Genomic DNA, 17909 nt, shown 5'->3' with positions numbered 1-17909 from the left:
GCGTTGCGCAAGCTCGCCGCGGCCGACGCCGCGACACGCGATCGCGCGGATCGGGCGATCGCCGAGCCGTTGAAGCTCGCGCTCGGTCAGTTGCGCGATGCCCTGCAGCCGCATGCCGTGACGCGCGAGTCGCTGCCCGAGGACATCGCCTCGCAATGGGTGGCGGCCGATGGGCGCGCACTCGTGAACATCTCGCCGCGCGTGGCGAAGGGCGCGGATCCGAGTGACGACGCCATGCTGCGCAAGTTCAGTGCCGCCGTGCTGGCGACCACCCCGGACGCCGTAGGGGGACCGATCTCGATCCTGCGCTCGGCCGACACGATCATTCGCGCGTTCATCGAGGCGGGGGCGCTGGCGTTGCTTTCGATCACCTTGCTGCTATGGCTGGGGCTGCGCAACTTTGGCGACGGGCGACGTGCTGCGCACGCTGGTGCCGCTGCTGGTCTCGGCGGGCGTCACGCTCGAACTCAGCGTGTTGATCGGCCTGCCGCTGAACTTTGCGAATATCATCGCACTGCCATTGCTGCTGGGCGTGGGCGTGGCGTTCAAGATCTACTACGTGATCGCATGGCGTCACGGGCAGACGCGGCTGCTCGCATCGGGTCTGACGCAGGCGATCGTGCTGTCGGCCGCGACCACGGGCATCGCCTTCGGCAGCCTGTGGCTGTCGCATCACCCGGGCACGTCGAGCATGGGCAAGCTGCTGGCGCTCTCGCTCGTCTGCACGCTGATCGGCGCCGTGTTCTTCCAGCCGGTGCTCATGGGCAAGCCGCGCAAGAAGCCGGCGCCGCCGCCAACAACCTGACGGCAGCGACGCAAGGAAAAACGGCACCGAAAGGTGCCGTTTGTCGTTTTGGATGCGCTGAATCGGATGCGCTGAACCGAGCGGGATAAACCGCCGCACTCAGGTCGCCGACGGCACCGCCTCGACCTTGCCGCCGAGACGCTCGGCCAGCGCCCGGCGAATCGACGCCGCGATGCCCGGGGCGTCGAGCCCGACCGACGCGAGTTGTTGCGCGGGCGTGCCTTGATCGATGTAGGTGTCCGGCAAGCCCAATTGCAGCAGTGGGACTTGCACGCCATTGGCATTGAGCGCCTCGACACAGGCCGTGCCCGCACCGCCCATCACCGCGCCCTCTTCGAGCGTGACGACGAGGTCGTGCGTGCGCGCCATGTCAAGCAGCGTCGCGTCGTCGAGCGGCTTGACGAAGCGCATGTTGACGACACTCGCGTCGAACTCGTGGGCCACCTGTTCCGCCGGTGCGACCATCGAGCCGAACGCCAGCATCGCCACGCGACGGCCTGCCGGGGCGGCGCTTCGACGCCGTATCTGGGCCCGGCCCACGGGCAGCGTCGACAACCCCGATTCGATCGTTACGCCGGGACCGGTGCCACGCGGATAACGCACGGCGCTGGGGCCGTCGATTCCGAGCGCCGTCTGCAACATCCGACGGCATTCGTTTTCGTCCGCGGGGGCCATCACCACCATGTTCGGGATGCAGCGCAGATAGGCGATGTCATAGGCGCCCGCATGGGTGGCGCCATCCGCGCCGACCAGGCCGCCGCGATCGATCGCGAAGACGACCGGCAGGTTCTGCAAGGCCACATCGTGGATCAACTGGTCGTAGGCGCGTTGCAGGAACGTCGAATAGATGGCCACGACGGGCTTGAGCCCTTCGGTCGCCAATCCTCCTGCGAACGTCACCGCATGTTGCTCGGCGATGCCGACGTCATAGTAGCGCTCGGGAAAGCGCTGCTCGAACGCGACGAGGCCGGAGCCTTCGCGCATGGCCGGTGTGATGCCGATGACACGCGGGTCGGCGGCCGCCGCATCGCACATCCATTCGCCAAAGACCTGCGTATAGGTCTTGGCCGAGACAGTGCCCGGTGCGGCCGGCCGAATGCCTTCGCTCGGATTGAACTTGCCGGGGCCGTGATAGAGAACCGGATCGGCCTCGGCGAGCTTGTAGCCGCGTCCCTTGCGCGTGACGACGTGCAGGAACTGCGGCCCCCTGAGCGCCTTGATGTTCTCGAGCGCGGGAATCAGCGCGTCGAGATCGTGGCCGTCGATGGGGCCCAGGTAATTGAAGCCGAACTCCTCGAACATCGTGCCCGTGGGGGAAACGAGGGCCTTGGCGTGCTCTTCGAGCTTGTGGGCCAGCTCGCGCATCGGCGCGGGCGCGTTGCGCAGCAACTGGCGCACGCTCTCCTTGCCCGCCGAGTAGAACTGCCCGGACATCAGCCGCGTGAGGTACTGATTGAGCGCGCCGACCGGGGGCGAGATCGACATGTCGTTGTCGTTGAGCACGACGAGGAAGGGCAGGTCCTCGTGGACGCCCGCGTTGTTCAGGGCCTCGAACGCTTCGCCCGCCGTCATCGCGCCGTCACCGATCACGGCAATGGCGTGACGCTTCTCGCCCTTGACCCGGCTGGCCAGCGCCATGCCGAGTGCCGCCGAAATCGACGTGCTCGAATGCGCCGTGCCGAACGTGTCGTAAGGCGATTCGTCGCGCTTCGGAAAGCCCGACAGTCCGTGCCATTGCCGCAGCGTTGGCATCGCCCCACGGCGACCGGTGAGGATCTTGTGGGGATAGGTCTGGTGTCCCACGTCCCACACGATGCGATCGTTGGGCGTGTCGAAGACATAGTGCAGCGCGATCGTCAGTTCGACCGTGCCCAGGTTGGACGATAGATGGCCGCCGGTGCGCGAAACGTTATCGAGCACACAGGCGCGCAATTCGTCGGCCACGCGGCGCAAGTCGGCGCGCGAGAGCGCACGCAGGTCGGCTGGGGAGGAGACGCCGGCGAGCAATTCGGTCATGGTCAAAGGTTCGTTCCCGCGCTCACTTCACCAGCCGGGCGAAGGACGCCAGCAGGCGGTCGATGTCGGCGGTCGTGAGGTTGCCCATCGTCGAGATGCGGAACAATTCCTTCGACAGTCCGCCTTGGCCGGCGTAGATCACAAAGCCGTCGGCCTTGAGCCAGTCGTGCAGGCGCGGATAGTCGACCCCGGTGGGCAGCTTGTAGGCCCGCAGCACCACGGACGACTCGCCCGGCGGCAGTGCACCGTCGATGCCCAGTGCGGCCAGACCGGCGCGCACCTGCTCGGCGAGCGCGCCGTAATGGGCGTGACGTGCTTGCCACCCCCCGGCGTCGTTGAGTTCGCGCAGCGCTTCCACGAGCGCGTAGTAGGCATGCACCGACGGCGTAAACGGCGTGTTGCGCTCGGCCTGAAGCTTGGCCAGACGCGCGATGTCGAGGTAATACGTGCGGCTCGCGGCCTTGGCGAGGGCGTCCTTGCGCACCATCACGAACGACACGCCCGGCACGCCATGCACGCACTTGTTCGCGGTGGCGGCCACGGCCACGATACCGGCATCGTTGAAGTCGAGGGCTTCGGCGGCAAAGCTGCTCACGCCGTCGACCAGCAGGCCGATGCCGCGCTCACGGCACGCACCGGCGAGCCCGGTCAGATCGTTCAGGCGGCCCGTCGTCGTCTCGTGGTGGATGATCGACAGGTGGGTGTACGGACGATCGCCCGCGGTGTCGAGCTTGTCGACGATCTGCGCCAGGTCGGGCGCTTGCATCCACTCGAAATGGATGACGTCGTGATCGATGCGGTATTGCTTTGCGATCTGAGAGATGCGCTCGCCATACACGCCGTTCTCGACGATCAGCAGGCGGCCGCCTTCCGGCACGAGGCCTGCCGTCATGCTCTCGACGGCGGCGGTGCCCGAGCCGGTCATCAGCACCGGCGTCCACACGGCCGGATCGAGGCCATACACGGCGGCCAGACGCGCGCGCGCCTCATCCTGCAGGTCGAAGAATTCGGGCTCGCGGTGGCACAGATCGGGTTGCAGCAAGCTCTTGCGGACACGCTCGGTCAGCGTAACAGGGCCCGGATTCAGTAACAGCATGGCGAAGGTTCCTCGGCAGTTTTTTTGAAAGGGGGGACGCTCAGGCAGAAGTCTGCGCGCGTTGTGCAATGTGGTCCATCAAGCGTGACTTGACCGCTTCGGGCGTGACTTTCGGGCGTGGCAGCCCGTCAGGCGTTCCCGGACGCGTGCTCAGACAAGCGAAGCGCGGGCCGTCGCTCGGGCGGGCGGCGGGGGCGTCGAACAAGGCTTCGATGACGTCCAGCGTGTCGCCTTCGAGCGCGAGCGCGTAGCCGCTGGCCGCCGCGACGCCCGCGAACGAGACCGTTGGCGAGACCGTGGCCTGTGCGCCGGTCGAGTCGTGCGACGCGTTGTCGAGCAGCAGATGCACGAGATTCGACGGGCCGTAAGCGCCCAACGTCGCGAACGCGCCCATGCGCATCAGCGCGGCGCCGTCGCCGTCGAGCGCAACCACGCGCAGGTCGGGGCGCGACAACGCGAGGCCCAGGGCCAATGTCGTCACGCATCCCATCGACCCGACCATGTAGAGCTGGTTGGCGCGGTCGTCGAGCGCGTAGAGTTCGCGTCCGCAAAAGCCGGTCGACGCGAGCACGACGGTGCCTTCGAGCGGCGTCCGGGCGATGATGCGCGCCAGGGCGTCGCGACGCGTGGGCAACTCGGCCGGCGCGACGTCTCGCATGAGCGATACCGGGGCGGGTTGCGCCGGACGCGCGGGGCGCTCGGCCGGTTGTAGCGGGAAGGGTGCGACGCTGCCCTTTTGCATCACGAGCGCATAGGGGCGACCGGTCTCGTCCATGTGATGAACGGCACGCGCCAGCGCCGGCGCAATGGCCTCGGGTTCGGTCGGGAACAACTCCCAGGGAACTTCCATCAGGTCGAGCATCGCGGGCGTGATCGGGCCCATGAGCGCGTGTTGCGGCTCATCGGTAATGCCCGGCTGACCGCGCCACGTCACGATCAGCAACTGCGGCAGTCGGAAGGTCCACGTGAGCGAGGTCAGCGGGCTCACGGCGTTGCCCAGGCCCGAGTTCTGCATCATCGTGACCGCGCGAGCGCCATGGCCTTCACCGAGCGTCGCCCCGGCGGCGATGGCGACCGCGTCGCCTTCGTTGGCGGCCGACAGGTAGTGCAGCGTCGGATCCTGCAGCACATAGTTGATGAACGGCGTGAGGAACGAGCACGGCACACCGGTGTACCACGTGAAGCCGTGTTGGCGTGCGGCTTCGACGAACTGTCCGGCCTCAATCATGCGGGGTCTCCGTCGCGGCGCCGCCCAACGGCGTCTGGCCATGTGCGAAGTCGGCCGCGTGGCGGAATTCGTCCATGTCGTTCACCCCGCGCCAGTGGCCGTGCACGTATTGCACTTCGATGCTGGCGCCGTCGGCGGCGAGGGCGTTGATCAGGTCGGGCATGCCGAGCCGGTCGAAGTCCGCGCGGGCCTGCAGGGCCGCGAAGACGCGCAGCAACCGCGCGCGGGCGTCATCGCCTCGCACCCCCAGCAAGCCGATCCAGCGGCCATTGGGCGCACGCCCGGCGTGCGCAGCGTCGGGGCTGATCGTCTCCAGCAGTACGCGCTGGCCGAACAGGCCGCGATCGTCGCCGGCGGAACAATAGGCGAAGTCGCGCACGCTGGCGTTGGCCGCCTGCGCGGTTGTCGCCGCCGTTGAGTCGACCGCCACCGTGAAGTCGGCCTCGCTCTCGACCAGATCGCGCACGATGTAGCTGCGGAACAGCAGGTCGCCGTACGACACGACCGTGTCGTGCGCGAACGCGTTCGCCACGCGCGCGAGCGAAGCAAGTTCGCCGGTCTCGGCGTAACGCTCGTTGATCGCGAGCGTGATGCCCGCCGTGTCGATCGCGTCGGCGCGATAGCCGCCCACGACGGTGATGTCGTTCACGTTCTGCTTCTTGAAGCCGTCGACCAGCCAGCGCAGCAACGGCTTGCCCGCCACGGGAAGCATCACCTTCGGGCGGTCGGTCGTCACGCTCTCGAGGTTCTTGCCACGGCTCGCGGCCAGCACGATCGCCGAGCGCGGCCCGTTCGCGGCCGACAGGTAGCGGTCCTCGGCTTCGCTGTATTCGGCGGTGTCCTGCAGGCGGAAGATCTCGTCGACGGTCGCGATGCGGTCTTCGACGTTGACGAGCGTCTCGCTGCGGTGGATCTCGGCCGCCACGGCCTGCATGGCCGACGTGGCCGAGCGAATCAGGTGATTCGCCCAGATGGCGACGCTGATGCCCGCTTCGCGGAACACGTCGGTCGGCGTGCTGTAGTACTTGGTCGGCACGATCACGAGCGGGCAGCGGCGGCCCCACTCCCGGGCGAATTGCACGATCTCGTCGGCGCGGCTCAGCTTGCTGTGAATCAGGATGGCATCCGCCCCCGCCTGGCGATAGGCCTCGGCACGGCGCAGCGCCTCTTCCATGCCCCAGCCGGCGATCAGCGCTTCAACGCGCGCCACGATGGAGAAGTCGTCGTCGGCCTGCGAGTCTTTGCCGGCCTTGATCTTGCCGCAGAACTCGTCGATATCGGCGAGTGGCTGGCGTTCGCCGCCGATGAAGCTGTTGGTCTTCGGAAAGACTTTGTCTTCGATGCACACGCCGGCCACGCCGCGTTGCTCGAGCTTGCGCACGAGGCGGCGCATGTTGTTGAAGTTGCCGTAGCCGGTGTCGCCGTCGAGCAGGATGGGCAACTGGCTGGCGTCGGCCATGAATTCGAGGTTCTCGACCACCTGCGTCCAACTCGCCTCGTTGTTGTCGCGCACGCCGAACTGCGCCGAAATCGCGAGTCCGGACGCCCAGATGCCCTTGAAACCGGCTTCGCGCACGATGCGCGCGGACAGGCCGTTGTGGGCTTCCATCAGGAATTCGAGCTGCGGGCAGCGCAGCATGTCGCGCAGTTGCGACGCACGGGTCGCGACCGGCGGAGGAGCGAATGTGTCGGGCGCGTTCATTCGGACACCATCGTGAGCGGTTCGAGTTGTGGCAGCACCTGGTCGGCGGCGCGCTTCACATCTTCAGGGTAGTCGATTTCGATCCAGGGGAAGCCCGTGACGTCGGCTGTTTCAAATTGCGCGCCGCGCTCGAGCAGCAAATCGCGCACGGCTTCCTCGTGCGGCAGCTTGGCGCGACCCGATTCGACGTAATCGCGCGTGATTTCCGCAAGGCGCGTGGCCGTCGCTTCGTTGAACCGGAAGAAGCCGACCGATTCGCCGACGGTGTCGTAGTCGAGACCGACCATGACCTGCTTGCGCAACTCGACCGGCACTCCGTTGCGCAGGCACAGCTTGACCGGCTCGTCGCCGACCTCGAAGTCGCGGTCGATGAGCAGGCGGTTTGCCGTCTTGCCCGCGACCAGGGCGTTGAAGATACGTTGGTCGTAGAGCACGTCGGCATCCATGACGAGTACGTCCCCTCCCGCTGTCATGGCGTCGGCGGCGGTGTGCAGCGTCAGCACGCTGCCCAGATGAAACTCGGAATTGAGACGGATCTGCGGACGCGGTGTCCAGTTCAGCCGCTCGATGGCCTCGCTCACTTGCTCGTGATGGAAGCCGAGCGCCAACACGACGTCAGTGATGCCGGCCGCGGCCAGCATGCGCAAGTGGCGCTCCAGCAACGACATACCGTCGAACTCGAGCAGGCACTTGGGCGACTGCTTGTCTTCCGGCTGGAGCAAACGCAGGCCCATGCCTGCTGCGAGAATGATGGCCCGCATGGTCGATATCCTTCTTTAAAGCGGTGCGGTATCGGTGGCGGCAGGCAGCGACGCGCTGTCTTGCGCGGCCCGCTGGCGGCGCCAGCCGCGTTCGGAGAAATGCAGATAGACGAGGCCGGGCACGCCGAGCAGCAGCTCGCGCGTACGCTTGGCCAGCGAGAGGGCCAGCGCGGCGTCGGCCGGCAGACCCACGAGCGGGGCGAGCAGCAGGTACCCGCCTTCCTGCACGCCGAGTGAGCCCGGCACGAAGAACGCGGCGCCGCGAATGGCCTGCCCGAGGCTTTCGAGCAGCAAGGCGTCGACCCAGCTTACCGGGTACCCGATGCACTGCAGAATCAACCAGACCTCCCCGGTGCCGACGATCCAGCCCACGAGACTGAGCGAGAAGCTTGCGAGCACCTCACGGCGCTGGCCGTACATGCGTTGCACGATGTCGTCGACGGCGTCGGCCCGGTCGAGCAGCGACGACCAGTCGCGCTTGGACGACAGCTTCGAGAGCAGGCGAAACGCCCAACCGAAGAGGCCGCGCCGCTGCGCCGCGTAAAACGCATAGAGCAGAGCGGAGATAAGCGCGGTGGCGAGCAGCATCGGCAGCCATAGGCCGTCATCGGAGCGGTGCGTGGCGCTGATGCCGAAAACGGCCAGTCCCAGGAGCGCAAACACAATCTGCGCCACGGCTTGCAGCGTTGTACTGACCGTGATGGCCGCCGCGGCTTCGCGCCCGGCCATTCCGCGCTGCTTCATCTGGCGCACCATCGCAATCGGCCCGCCGATCTGTCCGGCGGGCAACAGGCTGTTGACCGACTCGCCCACCCAGCGGGTGAGGGTGGCGCGGCGCAGCGAGCACGATTTGGCGACCAGCACCTGGATGGCGGCGGCGTCGAGCAGCAGCGGCACGAGGTGAAACGCGGCGACAGGCAGGAGTCCCCAGCCGGCGACGGCCAGCGTGGACATCACCGATCCCGTGCCCTGCCAGATCAACAGGGCGACGAAAAGGGCGAAGCCAAGGGTGAGAGAGACGATGGCAGTCCGGTTCATTTAGCGTTTCGTCCGTCCCAATAGCTGACGAAACACTTGCCGGAATCCAAAATAGGCGACCGCGTCTTTCATGTTCGAGATGAAGCGCTGCCACGCGCCCATGCGCGGATCGGTCACGTACTCGAACGTGAGCGAGATGCGCTCCTCGTTCTCGCCGAGCGGTGTGATGCGGTGATGCAGTTTGTCGCCGTCGAAGAACACCAGCGCGCCGGGCGGATACGCGACGGCACCATCGACTTGCGGCACGCCGGGGTTGCGCGTGTGAAGACGGTATTCGAGCAGGCAGCTCGATTGATCCACTACACCCAGCAACAGCGTGTAGCGGCGGCCCTTGTAGTAGGACGTGTCGTAGTGCCAGCCGATGTGATCGCCAGGACGCGTGTAGTAGTAAAGCGCATAGGCGTGCGGGTCGTCCTGCGGCGACGGCAGCAGCTTCTCGCCAGCCAGACGCTCCAGGAAGCGCATCAGCGCCGGCGAGCGGTACAACTCGGCCACGAACGGGGCGTGCTCGTCGAGCGTGTGGCGGCTCACGCTGCCTCCCTGCTTGTGACCGGGCAGGTAGTTACGGTTCACGTTCGGTGTCACCGCGCGGGCGGCAGCGATCAACGGTTGCATGACGGCGTCGGGCAGGAACGTCTCGAGATAGACGAAGGCGTCCTGCGATTTGAATTCACGCGTGAGCGCGTCGACGTCGATGACGTCCAGCACCCGTTCGATGTCGGCATCCGCCGTGAAAGCCGTGCGCGCTGGCAGCGCGGCCGGCGCCGCAGCGCCTGCCGGGGCGGCAGCCGACCGTTGGAGCGCCTCGCTCATCTCCACCGGCAGCGGGCGGCGCATTGCGCGCACGTAGTCGACGATGACCAGCAGCGCGAAGAGCGGCGCGCCGATGGCGGCGGCGATCAGGAAGCCGCGCGTGCCGTCGAACAGCGTGACGAGCGGCATCAGGTAAAGCACGTCTTCCGTCTCGAACCCGCCGAGGCGCGCTTGTGTCGTGCCGGCCTTGCCGACACGTTCCTCGATGCGCATGCGCAGGAAGAAGATCAGGGCGACGGCAACCCCGGCCATCCAGCCGAGCACCGAGGCAGACAGCGGCAGAGGCACTGCATATTGCCCCGGAGCGCCGGCCGCCACGCCCATGCCGATACCGCCAAACAGCAGCACCGTGACGAAGGCGTCGGACGCGAGATCGTAGAAGTGACCGAGACGGCTAGTCTTGCCGCTGACGCGCGCCAGTTCGCCATCCGTATGATCGATGAAGTTCGACAGGACGAGCAGCACGGCGCCCAGGTTGGCCATCGCATAGCCGCCCTGCGCGAATGCCCACGCGCAGGCGAGGCCGACGATCAGGCGCAGCGTCGTGAGGTGGTTCGGCGTGACCCGCGTGTCGACCAGCGGCGTCACCATCCAGCGCGCGAGCCGCGCATCGTATTGGCGCGGGCGCGGCGGCACCGGGCGTGCGGTGTTGCTTGCGGCTGGCGCAACATCCGGCGCCGGAATAGTTCTCGGTATCGTTTCCATGAGGGGGAAATATATACCCATAAGGCAGTACCGTGCAGCGCAGGCAAAGCGCTGGACCGACCGCGACAACCATGGCGATTCAGGACACCGACGCGTGCGCAATGCTTGCACTGCGCCCGCTTACCGAGCGTTGCGCGCGTCTCGCCGAATGCGTTTCTACACTTGCAATCACCGGCGCATTTTGATTCTGATTATATTCCGCAATACCTCATTTCGCATTCCAGGCAGCGGCCGTCGGGTCGAAGGAAAATCGACGTGTCGTCGGGATAGCGGGGCCGGGACGATGCGCGGATAATGACGGGCTTGTTCGTCTCATGCTGCGGCTTAATACGACCGCACAATTCCCCATGTCCCAAACGATTGCCATTCTGACCGGCGCATCCCGTGGTCTCGGCGCGGCGCTCGCGCGCGGTCTGCTCGCCCCCGGCACCCATCTCGTGACGCTGGCCCGTCGCACGGACGACGACCTTGCGGCGCTGGCCAGCGCGCAAGGCGCGACGCTTGAACAAGTGGCCGTCGATCTGGCCGATGCCAATGCCGCAGCGCAGGTCGCCGAGCGCATCTTCGCGGCACTCCCGCGCGATGCCTCGCGATACCTGCTGATCAATAACGCGGGCACGGTCAATCCGGTCGCGAATGCCGCGGCCCTCACGGACCCGGCGGCCATTGGCGCGGCCTTCGCCCTGAACGTTACCGCCGTCATGCTGCTCACGGCGCGCTTTCTCGCCGCTACGCAGGGACTCGCGGCCAAGCGACAGATCGTGAACATTTCGTCGGGCGCAGGCCGCAATCCGACCGCCGGCTGGTCGGTGTACTGCGCCACCAAGGCCGCACTGGACATGTACACGCGGGTGGTCAACGCGGAGCATCGCGAGCACGGCGTTCAGGCCGTATCGCTCGCGCCCGGTGTGGTCGATACCGGCATGCAGGAGACGATTCGCGGCAGCAGCGTGGAGAGTTTTCCGGCGCTGGCGCGTTTTCAGGACCTCAAGGCCAGCGGCAAGCTGTCGTCGCCGGACGCGGTGGCGCAGCGCATTCTGGCGCTGACCGAGCGCGACGATTTCGGTCAGACCGAAATCGACGACATCCGCCACTACGCCTGATCCGACCCGGCCGTCACACACGACTGCGGTTGCGGTTCGGCGGGCAAGCACGGAAAAAAGCACCGGGCGGCGTTTCGCCGGCCGGTGCCATCCCGTTGCCGAAGCCGTCGGCGCGCCGTGCGGCCTACTGCTCGGTACTGGTGATGAAGACGCTGCCGTTGCGCTCCGGTGCGTACAGAATCAGCGTTGGCGCATGAATGTCGAAGGCGCGCTCACACGCCTCCCCATACGAATCGAACTGCACGGCCCAAGCGCCGTTGCGCACGTAACAGTGCGTGATGGTGTCGGTGCGCCGATCGAATTCCTGACCGAGAAACACACCCTGCGTGTAACACCAGACGACAAACCCGTGAAAGTCGGCCTGCTCCGGTGCCCGAAACACGCGCCAGCGAGCATCATCGCGCGCCGCCTGACGCGCCGTCGCGCCCGCTGCCCAACGCTCGAAGCCGTCGTGTCGTTTGCGTTGCTCCATGTCGTCGTACCCCCTTTTGGGTGAACCGCCCTTCGGGTGCCGAGATTCGACATCCCCGGGACGCGTTTCCATAGTCGGAATTTGTTCCGGGCATTTCTATCAGGCAATTCCGAAAGACGGCAGGGAATTTCTCCAAAGGGGAACGCGGCGGACGTCGTCAATCGTAGTGAATCGCCAGCCAGACGGTGGTTTCGCCCGGTGTCGTCCAGGCGACACGATGCTGGCGATGCGCGGCAATCGCGACGGCGTCGCCGGGCTTCAGTACGAGTGTCTGGTCGGGCGTGTCGGCGAAGGCCAAGCCCGCACCGCCCGAGAGCAGCACCACCCATTCGTGCTGCGCCTGGTCATACCAGAAGCCTGGGGGAGAGGCCTGCCCGGTCGAGACAATGCGCTCGACACGCATCCCGTGGTGCGCAAGCAGCGTAGTGAACTGCTCGGCTGCTGTCGAATCGGGAGACGACGGCAGGCCGGCAAATAGATTCGTATCGGGTAGCAGGGGCGTATTCATCGGTGCGGAGCGTTCTCTCGTCTGCGGGGGGTAGAAAGCATACACGCGGGCCCCGAGCTCAGTCGTCCAGTGTCTCGTGCACGGCGGCGTCGCCGCGTCGCCAATAGGCGGCCGCCTTCACCCATTTCGGGTTGAGCCCGCGAGCGTCGACGAGATGGCGCCGCAAGGCCTTCGCCACGCCGGCCTCGGCCGCGACCCAGGCATGCACATCCCCAGCGGGTAGTGTGGCCACGCAGAGCGCGTCGATCAGCGCGGTGCTTTGACCGGCCGGCGTGCCTTCGCGATAGAGCCATTCGACCACGACGTCGGCATCGCTGGCGAAGCGCAGGCGGTCGGCCGGACTGTCGATTTCCGCGAAGACGAACGCCAGCGCGCCGGCCGGCAGTTCGGCCAGACGCCGCGAGATCGCGGGCAGCGCCGTGTCGTCGCCGATCAAGACATAGCCGTCGAAGGTCATGGGAATGACGAGCGAGCCGCGTGGACCGCCCACACCGATGCCGTCACCCGGTTGAGCCGAGCGCGCCCACTGCGTGGCGGGGCCGGATTCGTGCATCGCAAAATCGATCACCAGGGTTTGCGACGCCGCGTCGTACCGGCGTGGCGTGTAATCGCGCATCAGTCGTGGTGCGTCGCCGGGCGCGGGCTTGGCGACCCCTTGCGCGCCGACCTGCGGGAGCACCAGTTCGCCGGTCGCCGGGTCGGGGAAGAACAGTTTGACGTGGTCGTCGAAGCCGGGGCTGGTGAAACCTTCGAGATCGTCGCCACCCAGGGTCACGCGCAGCATGTGCGGCGTGAGCTGTTCGACATGGCGGACTTCCAGCCGACGCAGGCGAAGTTCGTGGCGCACGCGCTGCGGTGTGCGATCGGGGATGACGGGCGGTGCTGCGTTATCTCTCATCAAAGTCGCTCCAGTTGTTGCGCCGCCGCGTCGAGAATGGCGGCGAATGCGTTGGCCTGTTCGGTCGAGAGCGGCTCGCCGCCCAGGCGCAGATGCACGGCGTATTTGAAGTTGTGCAGTGCGCGCATGACCTGCGGGGGCATATCTTCCGAACGCTCACGGCGCGTCGTCAGCCGTGCGAGCAGTTCCGTCACTGCGACCTCGTTTTCCGCGAGATAAACGCGGCCGGTATCGGTGATTTCGTATGACTTCCGTTGGCTGTCGCCGGTGTTCTCCTGCACACGGAGATAGCCCATTTCTTCGAGCAGCGTGAGCGTGGGGTAGACCACACCCGCGCTCGGGCTGTACGTGCCGTTCACACTCTCTTCGATGGCTTTGATGAGTTCGTAACCATGGCGGGGTTGCTGCGCAATCAGATGCAGCAGCACCAGTCGCAAGCCGCCATGACCGAAGAGGCGGCCGCCACCACGTCCGCCCCTGCCGGCGCGCTCGCCGCGCCCTTCGTCGCCGCGTCCGAAGCGGGCGTCTCCGTATCCCTCGCCACTGCCGCGCCGTCCATGGCGCCCACCGCGCCGGTCGTCGCCAACCTCCATGTTGTCCAGGTCCAGCGGGCCTCGGCCCATGAAATCGCCACGTGATCCACGCATGATGCGACTCCTTATCGATGTAGTTAAGACGTGTTTACGATATATCTAAATTGCATCTAAAGCAAAGCTATTTTTGTGAAGATCACGTCGGAAGGGAGGAGAATGACCGTGGGGCGGGGGACGGCAGGGTATTACGGAGTATTACGGGAGGGTTTCGCGAGGTGCGGAGATTGGATCGAAATGCGTATTTCGACAGGTTGGTACCGTGCCGGGGTCGGCACGGACGCGGTCGGACAATCGCTGGGGAAGCAAGCGCCCCAGCGCGCTCAGCGCCGGGGGCGGCGGTGCTTATTGCATCTGCGGCAGATCGGTGCCGAGCCACTTGCGATAACGCTTGTTCAGCTCGCCGTTGGCGGTATTGCGCGTGACGAAGTCGTTGATCGCCGCGAGCAGTTCCGGCTGATTGGGACGCAAGGCGATGCCCATCGCCTGCTGCAGCAAATTGAATTTCGGCTCGAACTGGCCCGGTGCTCGCTGACGAATCGCGTTCGCAACCGTCACCGAGCAACCGATGGCATCGACCTGCCCGGTGAGCAGCGCCTGCATGGCGGACGCGTCATCGTCGAATCGGCGGATCTCGGTGCCTTCGGGCGCCGTCTTCGTCACGGCCATGTCCTGGGTACTCGCGCGCGCGACGCTCACGCGCAAGCCCTTCAGATCGGCGGCGGACTTGATGGGCGCGCCGGTCTTGCCGAGCAGCACAATGGTCGCGGCGGCGTAGGGTTTGGAGAACTGCACCTGCTTGGCGCGCTCCGGCGTGATGGCGAGCGACGCGACCAGCACATCGACCTTTCCGCTGAGCAGATAGGGAATCCGGTTCGGTCCCGTCACCGGCATGATGTTGACCTTGACCCCCAGATCCTTAGCGAGCAGTTTTGCCACGTCGGCGTCGTAGCCGTCAGGCTGCATCTGCGCGTTCGTCGTGCCGTACGGCGGAAAGTCGATGAGCATGCCAACGTTGAGCGTGCCCTTCTTCCTGATGTCGGCCACGGTCTGTGCGTGGGCAGGCGTGGAAAACAGCGTCAGGGTGCTCGTGAGCAGTCCGCCCAGGGTGCCGCCGAGCGATCCGACGAAACCGGCCGGCATGGCCGCCACGCCGAGCGCGGTGAGAAAGCCGCGACGCGAGCGAAGGTCGGGGGTGCCTGGAACGTTTTGCCGGCTGGCCGGATGCGTAAAGGAATGGGGATGCCGAACTTGCACAGGGTGACGCGATAACTTGCGAGTCATGCTGGGTCTCCTGAGGCTGCGAAGGCGTTGCCAGAATGCTGAGGTGGGGTGCGAGGCGAACGTCTCGCGGCCGTCTGACGGTTAACCCGAGCGATGGTAGCGGGCGGTACAAGACGCGTCCACTCCGCACAAACCCCAGCGAAAACCCTGAGTTCCGCACGAGCGGCGCCGTGTCGCGACAGTGATGAGGACGACGAAATCAGTGTCTCGGCGTGCGCGAGACGGGAAGATGAGGACGAAAAAAACGGTGCCGAAATTCGGCACCGTGTTCAGGCACTGCTTGCCCGGTCCTGGCAAATCACGTTGCCGTGGATGCCACGGCGACGCGAGCGCTGGACTTACTGAGCGGCGTCCTTGACCTTCTTCAGCGGGCGAACCTTCACGCGCACCGACGCCGGCTTGGCCGGGAACCAGCGCTCTTGGCCCGTGAACGGGTCCTTGCCGAAACGCTTCGCCTTGGCGGCGATTTGTTGCGACGTGACCTTGAACAGGCCGTGCAGCGTGAATTCGCCGACACCCTTCTTGTGCAGCGAGCTGACGATGGTGTTCTCGAGCGCGGCCAGCACTGCCTTGACTTCCTTCACGGCGACTGCCGATTGCTCGGCGAGGTGGGCTGCGAGCTGGGTCTTGTTGAGTGCGTCCTTGATCGGCGACACCTTCCCGTTGGCGGCTGCCTTCGGAGCGGCCTTCACGGCTGCCTTCGGGGCGGCCTTCGGTGCTGCCTTTTTCGCTACCGGCGCCTTCTTCGCTGCCGGGGCTTTCTTTGCCACAGGGGCCTTCTTTGCTGCTGCTTTCTTTGCCGTTGCCATATCGATCCAATCGATGAGAATAAGAAAGTGCCGTCGTAGAACGGCCACCCGAATGATACGTATTGCTGCGCCGACGATTCTACCTAAGAAATCGCGTTGTGCGAGCCGTGCGCGAATTATGTTGCGTGCCTGCCGCACAAGGCTGAGCGGGGAAGCGCGCCGCATTTCGCTTCGTTTCATCGACAACGTGGCGATCCGTCCTCGCGTTGGAGAATTTGCCTCTCGAATTTCGTGCGGCCTTCGGCCCCTTTCTTTGCGCGATTTTGGTGCGCATGCCACGCGCCGCCGTCGACGTCGATGGCTCGCAAAGCCTTAAAAACGCTGCATTTCGCAGGTTTCGCAGCGGCCGTCGCCGTTGCACCAGGCATCGGTCAGCGTGGTGCCATTCGCGCCGAACGTGATGTCGTGCTTCGCGCCGTAGCTGCCGGAGAGTTGCAGGCGGTCGCCCGACAACGTGCCCTGCACCGTGGTGTGAACGTTCGGCTCGACGTCGTCGACGCTACCCGTGACCTGCGCGCCATTGAGCGCGAGCGCCATCAGACGCGTCATCGGCGAACCCCAAGGCTTCCACCATGGCGGCGCATTCGTGCACAGACCGCGCCAGTGCCCGGACGGATTCACCACGAGCAAGGGGGCGGCTGTGCCCGGTTGAGCCGCTGTGCCCGACGGCATCGGCGGCGTGTAGACGGTCGCGGAGGTCGTGGTGGCAGTCGTGTCAGTCGAGGCGGCGGTAGCTGTGCCAGCGCTGCCAGCGGGCGCCGCGCTGTACGTGCCGGGGGCGCCGTCGACACGCGCCATACCGGGAGACAGGCCGTCGTTCGGCACCGGTGCCGATGCCGCCGCGCACACATGACACGACAGGTGCGACACGCTGTTGCGCGTCAGCGCGCGCGTGGCGTAGAGGTGCTGGCCGCCTGCGGCGCCGTCGGGCAGCACCGTGACGTACGGTGTGTCGTCTATCCGGTAATCGACCTTGGCGCACGACGGGGCGTCCGTTTGCAGCATGACATCGGCGGAGAAGGCGCCGTTGACCGCGCGTATCGGAATCACCGACACGGAGGCCGAACAGTCGGCAACGACCTGAGCACAGTCACACGCGGCGGCCGGCGCACGCGACGCGCCGCCGGACTGTGCGTACCCCTGGCCGGCGAAGCCGAATATACCCGCGACGAGCCACCCCGTCGCGACGCTCAAGGAAACCAAACCCCGCATGATGTTTCTCCGAATGTGGCGGCCATCGTTATGCCGCGGATAGTCGATCAAAAGTTGTCGGCTGACAAGCGTCGAAAGTCGCGAAACGTGGGGGACTCGGAGACGAGAAGCCGCATCACATGCCATCCCGGTGTCGCGCAATTATGAGATTTCGCCCGTATCCCGACATCGAAAACGCGTTCTAGACTGCTAATGCCCGGCCCCCGCTCTCAACGAGAACACCGCTCGTTGTCCACTGGAGACATGCATGGTTGTCGATCGCACGAATGCCCCTGGCCTGCCTGATATTCCCTCGCCCAACGAATTCCCCACCGTCCCCATGCCTTCCGCGAATCGCACGCTTGCCATGCTCGCGACGCTCTTCTTCGCCATGGGGCTCATTACGTCGCTGAACGACATTCTGGTGCCTCACTTCAAGGCCGCGTTCGACCTGACCTTTCGCGACGCGGCCCTGATCCAATCGAGTTTCTTCGCTGCGTATTTCGTCGTGTCGTACCCGGCGGGGCAATACACCGCACGCGTCGGTTACCGTCGTGCGCTGGCCAGTTCGTTGTGGTTGGCCGGCGTCGGCTGCGCGCTGTTTTTCCCTGCCGCCGCACTCATGTCCTATCCCTGCTTTCTCGCCGCGCTTTTTGTGTTGGCGAGTGGTATCACGCTGCTGCAAGTCGCGGTGAACGCCTACGTCGAGACGTTGGGCACGCGCGGGGCGGCGGCGAGCCGCCTCACGCTGGTGCAAGCGTTCAATTCGCTGGGCACCACCGTCGGGCCGCCGCTCGCCGCGCTCTGGATCCTCGCGCCGCAGGCGCAGTCCGCAACCGGCCACGCCGTAGACAGTGTGCGCGGCCCCTATGGCCTGCTGGCGGCGGTGC

At 66.0% G+C, this 17909-nt stretch carries 16 protein-coding genes and 2 pseudogenes; 3 read left to right on the top strand and 15 right to left on the bottom strand.

Features of this window, described 5'->3' with window-relative positions:
• Positions 1 to 805, top strand: a pseudogene (locus tag A985_RS27560) (MMPL family transporter); the annotation flags it as partial.
• 99 nt (positions 806 to 904) lie between these two features.
• On the opposite strand, the gene dxs reads toward A985_RS27560, so the two are convergent.
• The 8 genes and pseudogenes from dxs to A985_RS29820 form a co-directional block, all read right to left on the bottom strand.
• Positions 905 to 2821, bottom strand: a complete 1917-nt coding sequence (gene dxs / locus A985_RS0112530) for a 1-deoxy-D-xylulose-5-phosphate synthase (RefSeq protein ID WP_017233752.1) — start codon at positions 2819 to 2821, stop codon at positions 905 to 907.
• Between the two features lie 22 nt (positions 2822 to 2843).
• The gene (locus tag A985_RS0112525) at positions 2844 to 3917 is read right to left on the bottom strand and encodes a 2-aminoethylphosphonate aminotransferase (protein ID WP_017233751.1); all 1074 of its coding nucleotides are present in this window, start codon (positions 3915 to 3917) and stop codon (positions 2844 to 2846) included.
• A gap of 40 nt (positions 3918 to 3957) precedes the next feature.
• A complete protein-coding gene (aepY, locus tag A985_RS0112520; protein WP_017233750.1) occupies positions 3958 to 5145 on the bottom strand; it encodes a phosphonopyruvate decarboxylase in 1188 nt (395 codons plus the stop codon).
• The gene (aepX, locus tag A985_RS0112515) at positions 5138 to 6847 is read right to left on the bottom strand and encodes a phosphoenolpyruvate mutase (protein ID WP_017233749.1); all 1710 of its coding nucleotides are present in this window, start codon (positions 6845 to 6847) and stop codon (positions 5138 to 5140) included. Before aepX ends, aepY begins: the two co-directional genes overlap by 8 nt.
• Positions 6844 to 7608 (bottom strand): NTP transferase domain-containing protein, encoded by a 765-nt coding sequence (locus tag A985_RS0112510; RefSeq protein ID WP_017233748.1) that lies wholly within the window; start codon positions 7606 to 7608, stop codon positions 6844 to 6846. The genes aepX and A985_RS0112510 overlap by 4 nt, the downstream gene beginning before the upstream one ends.
• 15 nt (positions 7609 to 7623) lie before the next feature.
• Positions 7624 to 8646 carry a flippase-like domain-containing protein gene (locus A985_RS0112505; RefSeq protein ID WP_017233747.1) on the bottom strand — a complete coding sequence of 341 codons (1023 nt, stop codon included), beginning with the start codon at positions 8644 to 8646 and terminating at the stop codon, positions 7624 to 7626.
• Complete coding sequence (locus tag A985_RS0112500) at positions 8647 to 9459, bottom strand: 2OG-Fe(II) oxygenase (RefSeq protein ID WP_026131915.1); 813 nt, start codon at positions 9457 to 9459, stop codon at positions 8647 to 8649.
• A 237-nt stretch (positions 9460 to 9696) separates the two neighbouring features.
• A pseudogene (locus tag A985_RS29820) lies at positions 9697 to 10050 on the bottom strand (CDP-alcohol phosphatidyltransferase family protein); the annotation flags it as partial.
• A 461-nt stretch (positions 10051 to 10511) separates the two neighbouring features.
• Between A985_RS29820 and A985_RS0112495 the strand changes: the two are divergent.
• Positions 10512 to 11267, top strand: coding sequence for an SDR family oxidoreductase (locus A985_RS0112495; RefSeq protein WP_026131914.1), 756 nt, complete (start codon positions 10512 to 10514; stop codon positions 11265 to 11267).
• A gap of 124 nt (positions 11268 to 11391) precedes the next feature.
• On the opposite strand, the gene A985_RS0112490 is transcribed toward A985_RS0112495, so the two are convergent.
• The 7 genes from A985_RS0112490 to A985_RS0112460 form a co-directional block, all read right to left on the bottom strand.
• Positions 11392 to 11739, bottom strand: coding sequence for a hypothetical protein (locus A985_RS0112490; protein WP_017233744.1), 348 nt, complete (start codon positions 11737 to 11739; stop codon positions 11392 to 11394).
• A gap of 157 nt (positions 11740 to 11896) precedes the next feature.
• Entirely contained in the window at positions 11897 to 12247 is a 351-nt protein-coding gene (locus A985_RS0112485) for a cupin domain-containing protein (protein ID WP_017233743.1), read from the bottom strand.
• A gap of 58 nt (positions 12248 to 12305) precedes the next feature.
• Positions 12306 to 13145 carry a siderophore-interacting protein gene (locus A985_RS0112480; RefSeq protein ID WP_017233742.1) on the bottom strand — a complete coding sequence of 280 codons (840 nt, stop codon included), beginning with the start codon at positions 13143 to 13145 and terminating at the stop codon, positions 12306 to 12308.
• Positions 13145 to 13792 (bottom strand): PadR family transcriptional regulator, encoded by a 648-nt coding sequence (locus tag A985_RS0112475; RefSeq protein ID WP_017233741.1) that lies wholly within the window; start codon positions 13790 to 13792, stop codon positions 13145 to 13147. Before A985_RS0112475 ends, A985_RS0112480 begins: the two co-directional genes overlap by 1 nt.
• A 288-nt stretch (positions 13793 to 14080) precedes the next feature.
• Positions 14081 to 14878 (bottom strand): transporter substrate-binding domain-containing protein, encoded by a 798-nt coding sequence (locus A985_RS0112470; protein WP_150563828.1) that lies wholly within the window; start codon positions 14876 to 14878, stop codon positions 14081 to 14083.
• A 479-nt stretch (positions 14879 to 15357) separates the two neighbouring features.
• Positions 15358 to 15828 (bottom strand): HU family DNA-binding protein, encoded by a 471-nt coding sequence (locus A985_RS0112465; RefSeq protein ID WP_017233739.1) that lies wholly within the window; start codon positions 15826 to 15828, stop codon positions 15358 to 15360.
• 312 nt (positions 15829 to 16140) lie between these two features.
• Positions 16141 to 17040 (bottom strand): hypothetical protein, encoded by a 900-nt coding sequence (locus tag A985_RS0112460; protein WP_017233738.1) that lies wholly within the window; start codon positions 17038 to 17040, stop codon positions 16141 to 16143.
• 247 nt (positions 17041 to 17287) lie between these two features.
• On the opposite strand from A985_RS0112460, the gene A985_RS28565 reads away from it, so the two are divergent.
• A partial coding sequence (locus A985_RS28565) for an MFS transporter (RefSeq protein ID WP_198288694.1) occupies positions 17288 to 17909 on the top strand: 622 nt, incomplete at its 3' end.

Origin of the sequence: Pandoraea sp. B-6 (assembly GCF_000282835.1) — a bacterium.
Lineage (GTDB): Bacteria > Pseudomonadota > Gammaproteobacteria > Burkholderiales > Burkholderiaceae > Pandoraea > Pandoraea cepalis.
This window is presented reverse-complemented; position numbering and strand designations above follow the sequence as displayed.

Excerpts from the sequence above, each read along its gene's own strand:
- dxs (WP_017233752.1), bottom strand. The coding sequence starts at position 2,821 with ATGACCGAATTGCTCGCCGGCGTCTCCTCCCCAGCCGACCTGCGTGCG.
- A985_RS0112525 (WP_017233751.1), bottom strand. The coding sequence starts at position 3,917 with ATGCTGTTACTGAATCCGGGCCCTGTTACGCTGACCGAGCGTGTCCGC.
- aepY (WP_017233750.1), bottom strand. The coding sequence starts at position 5,145 with ATGATTGAGGCCGGACAGTTCGTCGAAGCCGCACGCCAACACGGCTTC.
- aepX (WP_017233749.1), bottom strand. The coding sequence starts at position 6,847 with ATGAACGCGCCCGACACATTCGCTCCTCCGCCGGTCGCGACCCGTGCG.
- A985_RS0112510 (WP_017233748.1), bottom strand. The coding sequence starts at position 7,608 with ATGCGGGCCATCATTCTCGCAGCAGGCATGGGCCTGCGTTTGCTCCAG.
- A985_RS0112505 (WP_017233747.1), bottom strand. The coding sequence starts at position 8,646 with ATGAACCGGACTGCCATCGTCTCTCTCACCCTTGGCTTCGCCCTTTTC.
- A985_RS0112500 (WP_026131915.1), bottom strand. The coding sequence starts at position 9,459 with ATGAGCGAGGCGCTCCAACGGTCGGCTGCCGCCCCGGCAGGCGCTGCG.
- A985_RS0112495 (WP_026131914.1), top strand. The coding sequence starts at position 10,512 with ATGTCCCAAACGATTGCCATTCTGACCGGCGCATCCCGTGGTCTCGGC.
- A985_RS0112490 (WP_017233744.1), bottom strand. The coding sequence starts at position 11,739 with ATGGAGCAACGCAAACGACACGACGGCTTCGAGCGTTGGGCAGCGGGC.
- A985_RS0112485 (WP_017233743.1), bottom strand. The coding sequence starts at position 12,247 with ATGAATACGCCCCTGCTACCCGATACGAATCTATTTGCCGGCCTGCCG.
- A985_RS0112480 (WP_017233742.1), bottom strand. The coding sequence starts at position 13,145 with ATGAGAGATAACGCAGCACCGCCCGTCATCCCCGATCGCACACCGCAG.
- A985_RS0112475 (WP_017233741.1), bottom strand. The coding sequence starts at position 13,792 with ATGCGTGGATCACGTGGCGATTTCATGGGCCGAGGCCCGCTGGACCTG.
- A985_RS0112470 (WP_150563828.1), bottom strand. The coding sequence starts at position 14,878 with ATGCCGGCCGGTTTCGTCGGATCGCTCGGCGGCACCCTGGGCGGACTG.
- A985_RS0112465 (WP_017233739.1), bottom strand. The coding sequence starts at position 15,828 with ATGGCAACGGCAAAGAAAGCAGCAGCAAAGAAGGCCCCTGTGGCAAAG.
- A985_RS0112460 (WP_017233738.1), bottom strand. The coding sequence starts at position 17,040 with ATGCGGGGTTTGGTTTCCTTGAGCGTCGCGACGGGGTGGCTCGTCGCG.